Annotated in this window: 7 protein-coding genes and 1 other RNA gene; 4 read left to right on the top strand and 4 right to left on the bottom strand. The window is 40.1% G+C overall.

The annotated features are described in order from the left end of the window. The 4 genes from RAO94_09920 to RAO94_09905 form a co-directional block, all read left to right on the top strand. Positions 1-526: dockerin type I domain-containing protein (locus RAO94_09920; protein MDP8322653.1), on the top strand; the 526-nt coding region annotated here is incomplete at its 5' end. 11 nt (positions 527-537) lie between these two features. After that, entirely contained in the window at positions 538-1,293 is a 756-nt protein-coding gene (locus RAO94_09915) for a molybdopterin-guanine dinucleotide biosynthesis protein MobB (GenBank protein MDP8322652.1), read from the top strand. Positions 1,294-1,295: 2 nt separating this feature from the next. Further along, entirely contained in the window at positions 1,296-1,739 is a 444-nt protein-coding gene (locus tag RAO94_09910) for a Smr/MutS family protein (protein ID MDP8322651.1), read from the top strand. Positions 1,740-1,741: 2 nt separating this feature from the next. Then, entirely contained in the window at positions 1,742-2,362 is a 621-nt protein-coding gene (locus tag RAO94_09905; GenBank protein ID MDP8322650.1) for a phosphotransferase, read from the top strand. A gap of 23 nt (positions 2,363-2,385) precedes the next feature. On the opposite strand, the gene hisS is transcribed toward RAO94_09905, so the two are convergent. The 4 genes from hisS to RAO94_09885 form a co-directional block, all read right to left on the bottom strand. Further along, positions 2,386-3,657, bottom strand: coding sequence for a histidine--tRNA ligase (hisS, locus tag RAO94_09900; GenBank protein ID MDP8322649.1), 1,272 nt, complete (start codon positions 3,655-3,657; stop codon positions 2,386-2,388). Positions 3,658-3,679: 22 nt separating this feature from the next. After that, positions 3,680-3,940: signal recognition particle sRNA large type (gene ffs / locus RAO94_09895), an RNA gene on the bottom strand. 221 nt (positions 3,941-4,161) lie between these two features. Next, a complete protein-coding gene (locus RAO94_09890) occupies positions 4,162-5,448 on the bottom strand; it encodes a clostripain-related cysteine peptidase (GenBank protein ID MDP8322648.1) in 1,287 nt (428 codons plus the stop codon). An 86-nt stretch (positions 5,449-5,534) separates the two neighbouring features. Further along, the coding region (locus RAO94_09885) for a butyrate kinase (GenBank protein ID MDP8322647.1) at positions 5,535-6,034 on the bottom strand (500 nt) is incomplete at its 5' end.

Genomic DNA, 6,034 nt, shown 5'->3' with positions numbered 1-6,034 from the left:
TTTCCGCGTGATGCTGCACAGACTTGATAATCGATTGCTGACAGGGCATGTAACTAACTCTTCGGGAAATCCACTGGTGGCAGAAATAAATGTGGTTCAAATAGATGAACAAGAAGGAATGACAGATGTGGAACCCTACAGGTCAGGTGCTCTTTATGGCAGATATTTTCGTCCACTTTTGACTGGGGAATATGATGTGGATTTTATTTGTGAAGGCTATGAAACTGTGTCAGCATCTGGAGTGCAGATAAATGAAAATGGAGTAACTGAACTGGAAGTGGTCTTAAATTCTATCTGGTCGGACGTGCATTTAATGGGAGATGTGGATGATAATGACAGTATTGATGCTTTTGATGCTTCTGTGCTAATGCGTTATATAGTAGGGTGGGATCCTGCTCCTTATGCTCCATTGCCCTGGGAAGACTGGAGATTGAGAATATCGGATATCAATTATGATGGTGAATGGGATAGCTATGATTGTGCTATCATTATGCAGTATGTGGTCGGATTAATTAACGAATTATAAATAGGAATAATATGAAAGCAATATCTGTATGTGGGTTTCACCACACAGGCAAAACAACTGTCTGCGAAGCTTTGATCAAAGGACTAAGTAAACGGGGAATACGGGTAGCATCTATTAAAGATATTCATTATGAAGAATTTGGGATGGAAAAGCCGGATTCAAATAGTGACCGGCATTACCAGGCAGGGGCTGAGCCAGTATTTGCCAGAGGTATCAGGGAAACTGATCTGATCTGGAGAAGACAATTGAGTTTTAATGAGATGATCAGTCATATTGATGCAGACTGGCTGATAGTAGAAGGAATGAAAGAACTGGCAATGCCCAGGATCATCTGCGGAGCAACAAAGGATGACCTGGATAAGCTGAATGATTCAACTATCTTTGCAGTAAGTGGTAAATATGCTGACGAGCATCAGCAGTATGGAGATTTTCCAGTGATCAGTGCTCTTAATGAATCTGAACGGCTTATTGAACTGATGCTGGAAAAGGGATTTAAGGTTTTACCCCAGGTAGATCCTGAATGTTGTTCGCATTGCGGCATGAGCTGTCATGAATTTGTGGGAGCAGTCCTTAAGGGTGAAAGGAAGCGAAATGAATGCGTGGCAGAGAATCTTGGCAGGATCAGAGTTTGGATAGATGATCAGGAGATGAAGCTGGTACCCTTTGTCCAAAACATAATGCACGATTCCTTGGAAGCGCTTTTGAAGAACCTGAAGGGCTATCGAAAAGGTAAGATCAAAATTGAATTTGATAATAATAGCGATTAATCATGATGTGTCACGTTTGCGGTAATGAATTAGAGAAGGGCTGCAGAATATGTCCCTGGTGTGAAACTCCAGTAAGAAGTTCAGGAAGAGCTTCTGCTGGTAAAACTAAATTTAGAAGCGAGAATATCAAGTCGGATAATCCTACCGTAGAAATTGCTTTAAGCCGATTGAAAAGATTATTGCATGGTGCAAAAGCTGATGGGGTCAGGATTCTTAAGATAGTGCACGGCTATGGATCTTCCGGTAAGGGCGGGGAGATCAGGTATAGTGTACGGGACTATCTGGAATCGCTTAAGTATTCTGCTTTGATCAAATATTACGTTCCTGGTGAAGAATTTGGTGGAGCATACGACCTGGGCAAAAATGCTGTCCGTGAACTTCCTGCCTTGAAAAAGGATAGTGACTGGGGTAAACATAATAAAGGCATCACTATCATTATATTGTGACTATGAAAAGCGATCATACAATTCTTGTCAGTCAGGGGATATTCCGAAAGTTTTATCTGGAAAAATACGATGCAGAGCAGGAACGCCTGATATTCAATAAAAGACTCTCTATCACACCACAAATCATTTCTACTGGAAGCAAAGACAACATTGAATACAATGATTTTGAATATCTGGAAAGCTGTCATCTCTGGCAAATGGATAATATTGATTTCAAGGCTGTCGGGGAGCTTTACCGTGAACTTCATCAGCTCGAAAATAGGCAGGATATGGTTATCTGTCAGATTGATACTAATCCCAGGAATATTATTTATGATAAGATAAATGGCAGGTATTATTTAATAGATTTTGTGGATTGGAGATGGGAATTTCCAGAGTTTGATCTTATCCATTTCCTACTTTTCTGGGCAGAGGTGGTTAGTAAGGATAAATTTGAAGACATCCAGCAGACCTTTTTGAATAGCTATAAACTCAAAGGTGAGATAAATACCCAAAGATGGGGAAGACTCTTTCCTCAAGTAGTACATTTCTTTGAACAGCGCAGGAAGCTGTATGGTAAAAGCGAAAAGAAATTTAATCCGGACCAGCTAACAAATCGAAATCTGCTCAGTAACCTGATATAAGAAAATCTGGTACTAATATTTACTTATTTTTTCAACAATGTTTTAAATTGTGCGATGAATTCAGGTAGAGGGATCTGCCGTTGATCACCTGATTTCATATTTCTCAGGGTAACAGCATTATTTGCTATCTCATCTTCTCCCACAACCACAGTATATTCTGCACCTGATTTATCAGCAGCTTTCATTTGGGCTTTCACGGATTTCTTATCAATATCAAATCCAGCAGCTATATCGGCTGAACGTAATTTCTGGATAATAGGTATCACCGTTTTTTCTGCTTCATCACCCATCGTGACAAAGAAAATATCAGGTGTCGGTTTATAGCTAAAAGAGCAATCCTCCGCTTCGAGTGAAAGTTGCAGACGCTCAAATCCACCTGCAAATCCGATCCCTGTGGTTGGCTTTCCACCAATTTCTTCCACCAGATAATCGTATCTTCCTCCGCCGCAGAGAGCATTTTGAGCTCCCAGATTATTATTTAAAAATTCAAATGCTGTTTTGGAATAATAATCCAGTCCTCTTACTATCCGGGGATTGATCATAAAGGGAATTTCCATCAAACTAAGATAGTTTTGCACTTCCTGGAAGTGATTAGAGCACTCCTCATCCAGATAGTCGAGCATACTTGGGGCATCTTCATGGAACTTTTTGCAGGATGGTACTTTGCAGTCCAGCAGTCGTTTAGGATTTTTGTCCAGACGCTGCTGGCAATCAGTACATAATTCTTCTTTATGAGGTAAGAAGTATTCCTGAAGGGCTTTATCATATTTCTCAGCACAGTTTTTAGAGCCAATGCTGTTGATTTCCAATACAAAGTCCTTTAATCCGAGTCGTTCAAGATAGGTATAACCTAAAGCAATTACTTCTGCATCAATATAAGCATGATCACTGCCGAAGTTTTCTACACCGTATTGATAGAACTGACGATATCTTCCCTTTTGGGGACGATCATAACGGAACATGGGACCCATGTAATAAATCCTGGTTCCATTCTCCTGGTTTGCCAGATTATTTTCCACAAAACTACGTACTACGGATGCTGTTCCCTCTGGACGCAGGGCAAATTCTCTTCCTTTACGATCTGTAAATTTATACATTTCCTTTTGGACTATATCAGAGCTATCCCCAACACTTCTTTCAAATAGAGCAGAGAGTTCAAATATTGGTGTTACTATTTCATGATAACCATAATCAGATGCCACCTTTCTGAAGGTCTTTTCCAGGTAATGTCTTTTATAACTCTCGCTTGGTAAAATATCGTAAGTTCCACGAGGTATCTTATATTTTCCTGCCACTGTAGTCTCCTTAAAAAAAAGTGTGTGCACCTGCAGTTGATACCTATCCTACAAGCAATCTGCCAGTTAGCTCAAACCAAGTAGACCGACGGCACATCACAAGTTCTGCTTAAGGCTGCTCCCTTCCGGACCTGACCTGGTTCGCAGTTTGCAATTGCGCCGGGCTTGATTATCAACACCACTTATCAAACCACCTGCCGAAATCAATATTCTCGTGCAGGAATTCAGCCTCGCTAGAGCGGATTGCGAGTACAGGGCACCGCTAACTCCCCGCTTAGCACACAATGTCAAAATGAAATCAGTAAATTCCATGTCAAGTTCAGCCTGAGTTATCATCATCAATCAAAATATAATTGGGAGAATTATTTCACTTATCCACAAGTTATCCACAGAGCTAAGTAGAATGTATCTCCTGCTATAATTACTAATTAGAAATTACTTACGCAGTTTTATTACTTATTAGTTAAAATTTTTATGCACAGGTCTGTGGATAAGTAGGAAAATTTAGTGTAATACTAATTCCCGGTCGGCTGGAACTACGATTTTATTTATTAATTCCCCCCAGTTTGTTAACTGGTTAAAATTCAACTTATAGAAGTCATTACGCAGATTCATCCAGGTCTCACTATCAGAAATTTCTGGGAAAGTGATCAATAGATTCCCGGCATAAGCAGCAGGATAATTATAGAAGTTATTAGCTGTTATCAGTTCTTCATTAAGTTTTGCTGCCAGCTCAGCTAATTCAGGATCATTTGTAAGATCAGTAAGTTTCCAGCAGAATTCCAGCAGGTCAACATCAATTTCCAGATCATTATATTCAAAGCAGCCAGCTCTTGCCGACATCAGATCGCTGAATACTTCAGGATGATCCAGACAGTAAACTACAAATTCAGCGACAGAATTCAGGATTTCATCATTAAATACTTCAGTTTCTATCAAACTGGCACATACTGCCTGATTAAGCATTCCTGTAGGGTTTTGAGATCCTCCTGGTTTATAAGAATTCACATATATATCTGGTATAGCAGAATAATCATAGTTCAAAGCTCTGCAAACAGCTGTAATGATCTCATCATAAGGGTATCCTGAATCAGGTATTAGATCTGTTGAGCCGCTGATATAATTGCACCAGGGACTTATCTCTGATAGGACTTCTATTGATTGCATGTGACATGCATCCAGGATTACCAGATCAGGATATTCATCAAATGCCCTAAATGCGAGTTCTAATTCTCCTTCGGTGATACTAATAAAACTGTTACTCTGGCTATCAACACAAAATTTATTGGGATTTGTAGCATAGCTGTACCAGTCATTCCCATGAGACCAGATAGAAAGCACATAGCGTTCAGCCGGATAGTTATCTACGCACCAGTTGTAAAATGCAGCCAGAGAATGCCAGTCGCCACTATCAATTTCCCCCAGTTCATCTATCAATGGAGAGGACACCTGATCATCATATAGACTATCTGCTACGATCTCCCAGCGCCTGCAATAAGGGTTTTCTGCATATACAGCCTGGTCTGCCTGCACAATTACATTAGCCTCAGAATTATTAAAGTGTGCTCGTTCCATTTCATCAATGTCTGTAAGGGCAAATTCACTAAGACTATTATCAGCAGCCATATAGACCATAAATGTTACTGCCTTGTGAGGAGGCGTCTTCACAGTACAACTGCTCAGAAATAATGCTGATAAACAAAAAATCCAGGCACCACCCAAAACCTTGCGAATGGTCGATAGACCTCCGCAATGGTTGCCTCCAAAATCCAAGACATTTAATTTTGACAAACTAACCCCTTACTATTCTAAAAATCAGTATCATAAATTCAACCATTGCGAAGGTCAAGACCATTCGCAAGGTTTTTTACTATTTACTAATATTCTAACGCAGTTTCCAGTCCTTTAAGAACTCGGATACCACCTTGACTAAGTGCTTCCATCTCATTCTCTCCAGGATAGATATAAATGGGTGCAATAAATCCGCAATAATCTTTTACAGCTTTGGTTGTATTGGGATTATATGCCAAACCACCAGTAAGGAATATCGCATCTACTTTCCCTTTAAGGATGGTGGCATAAGCACCAATCTCTTTTGCAAGCTGATACATGAGAGCATCATAGATAAGAGAATATTTTTCATCACCCTCATTAACTTTATTTTCAACTTCCAGATCGCTGTCAGTTCCCAGATAGCCCATATAGCCAGAATTTTTCGTAAGCTTGGCTTGCAGTTCCTTCTTGGTATATTCACCGGAATATGCCAGATCAAGCAGGTCTCCGATTGGTAATGCTCCTGCTCGTTGAGGACTGAAAGGTCCCATTCCCAATAAGGCATTATTAACGTCAATTACTCTCCCTTTCTCTATTGCAGCCA

This window comes from Candidatus Stygibacter australis (genome assembly GCA_030765845.1).
In the GTDB taxonomy this organism is placed as follows: domain Bacteria; phylum Cloacimonadota; class Cloacimonadia; order Cloacimonadales; family TCS61; genus Stygibacter; species Stygibacter australis.
Note: the sequence above shows the minus strand (reverse complement) of the source record. Positions and strands in the feature narration are given on the sequence as shown.